This is a genomic window from Microcystis sp. M49636_WE2 (assembly GCF_030065375.1).
Lineage (GTDB): Bacteria > Cyanobacteriota > Cyanobacteriia > Cyanobacteriales > Microcystaceae > Microcystis > Microcystis aeruginosa_C.
This window is the reverse complement of record NZ_JASJFG010000515.1, coordinates 1-2,142: the sequence shown is the minus strand read 5'-3', so window position 1 is coordinate 2,142 and position 2,142 is coordinate 1. Positions and strand designations below refer to the sequence as shown.

General features: G+C 46.7%; 2 protein-coding genes. Both read left to right on the top strand.

Annotated features, from left to right (window positions below; genetic code table 11):
• Positions 1–146: 146 nt before the first annotated feature.
• On the top strand, positions 147–1,130 hold the full coding sequence (locus tag PX484_RS11985; RefSeq protein WP_287766769.1) for a succinate dehydrogenase/fumarate reductase iron-sulfur subunit: 984 nt from the start codon (positions 147–149) through the stop codon (positions 1,128–1,130).
• A 62-nt stretch (positions 1,131–1,192) separates the two neighbouring features.
• The coding region (locus PX484_RS11980) for a CsgG/HfaB family protein (protein ID WP_288104009.1) at positions 1,193–2,142 on the top strand (950 nt) is incomplete at its 3' end.

The following is a 2,142-nucleotide window of genomic DNA, read 5'->3' as shown; positions in this document are numbered from 1 at the left end:
CCCATCTATCATTAGGCCTAGATACCCACCCCTTGGCTCAACCGACCGGGGAAAATCTTAAGGATTAATTACCATTACTAGCTCCCCTTTGGCCCGTTAACATCGATTATCCTGAGTATTAGGAGTCCCTCATCCCCGTGCCGAGTATGGAAGTTTCTTTTAAAATTCTGCGTCAACGACCCAACGACAGCCCCTACCTAGAAAATTTTACCCTAGAGGTGGAGGCGGGAAATACAATTCTCGACTGCCTTAATCGCATCAAATGGGAACTTGATGGAACTTTGGCCTTTCGTAAAAATTGCCGCAATACAATTTGTGGCAGCTGTGCGATGAAAATTAACGGTCGTTCGGCCTTGGCTTGTCAAAAAAATATCGCCAGTGAATTAAACCATTGTAGCCAAAAAGATGCAGGAGAAATTCCCGAAATCACGATCGCACCCCTGGGTAATTTACCCATTATCCGGGATTTAATCGTCAATATGCAACCGTTTTGGGACGATTTAGAAAAGGTTGAACCTTATATTAGTAGTCAAGCACGCACCATTCCCGAACGAGAATTTCTGCAAACTCCAGAAGAAAGAGCCAATCTCAATCAGATGGGTAACTGCATTATGTGCGGGGCCTGTTATTCGGAATGTAATGCCAAGCAAGTCAATCCCGATTTTGTCGGTCCCCACGCTTTGGCAAAAGCGCAGCGCACCCTAGCAGATTCCCGCGATGGTAATCAGGAAAGTCGCCTAGAACTTTATAACCAAGGCACCGCAGGGGTTTGGGGTTGTACCCGTTGCTATTTCTGTAATGCGGTTTGTCCTATGGAAGTGGCTCCTATGGATCAGATCGGTAAAATTAAACAGGAAATACTCGCTCGCAAGTCGGCCGATAGTAGTCGTCCCATTCGTCACCGCAAAGTTTTAGTGGAATTAGTCAAAGCGGGGGGATGGGTGGATGAACGCCAATTCGGCCTCTATGTGCTGGGCAATTATTGGCGCGATTTACAGGGTTTATTAAGTATTGCCCCCTTGGGATTGCGGATGATTGCTAAGGGTAAATTTCCCACTTCCTTTGAAGCTTCCGAGGGAACCGAGGAAGTGAGAGGTTTAATTACTGCCATTCAAAATTCTCGCTCTTGATAGTTAGAGTAATTCTGAGATAATTATGATCTATATTCTATTTGACTGGAGAACCCCTTATCATGTTCGATCGAGATAGTATCCGTGGTTTTTCTGCCCTGATTACCCTTGTGGGAGTCGCTTCTAGTTTGGGTTTTAGCTTCAACGCACCGGCTTTCTCCCAAGCTACCTCTAACAATTTACCGCTACTCTTAGCCCAAAAAAGCGAAAAGGTGCGCGTAGCGGTTTTAGACTTCGATTATAGCGGTCTCAGTAATCCCCAGTGGTTAACATTTCTCAATGGTGGAGCCAGTGGTGTTAGTGATATTCTCGTCAATAGATTGGTAGAAAGTGGTCGCTATACAGTCATTGAGCGCAGTCGCATTGATGCTGTCCTCAGAGAACAAAATTTTGGGGCTTCGGGACGGGTAGATGCCGCTACCGCCGCTCAAATCGGGCAAATTTTGGGGGTAGATGTGGTGATTATCGGTTCGATTACCCAATTCGATTTACAAAAAAAACAATCCGGTGGCTCGTTTATTATTTTTAGCACCGCTAAGACAGAAACCGATGCTTTTGTCAAGTTAAATGTCCGGGCAATTAATACCACCACGGCCGAAATTATTACCACCGCTCAGGGAGATGGTACTGCCAATCAATCCGATGGTTCAACCGTGGTTTTAGGGGTTGGGGGTGGTTCCCAAACCTCCAACGAAGGGAAATTACTCAGTATTGCCACCGATAAGGCAGTGGCGCAGGTGGTGGATAATCTCAATGATAAAGCCGACCAAATCGCCGCTACACCTCGCTCGCTCCCGACTGTCACCGCTTTAGTGGCTGCCGTGGCGGGAAATCAGGTAATTCTCAATAAAGGCACGGGAGAGGGTTATCGTGTCGGTTTACGCATTTCCATCGAACGGACGACTCAAACGGTCAAGGATCCGCAAACGGGTAAGGTTATCCGTCAGATTACTCAACCGATTGGCACTCTCGAAATTGTCGAAGCTGATGGTCAATCTAGCGTCGGTCGCAT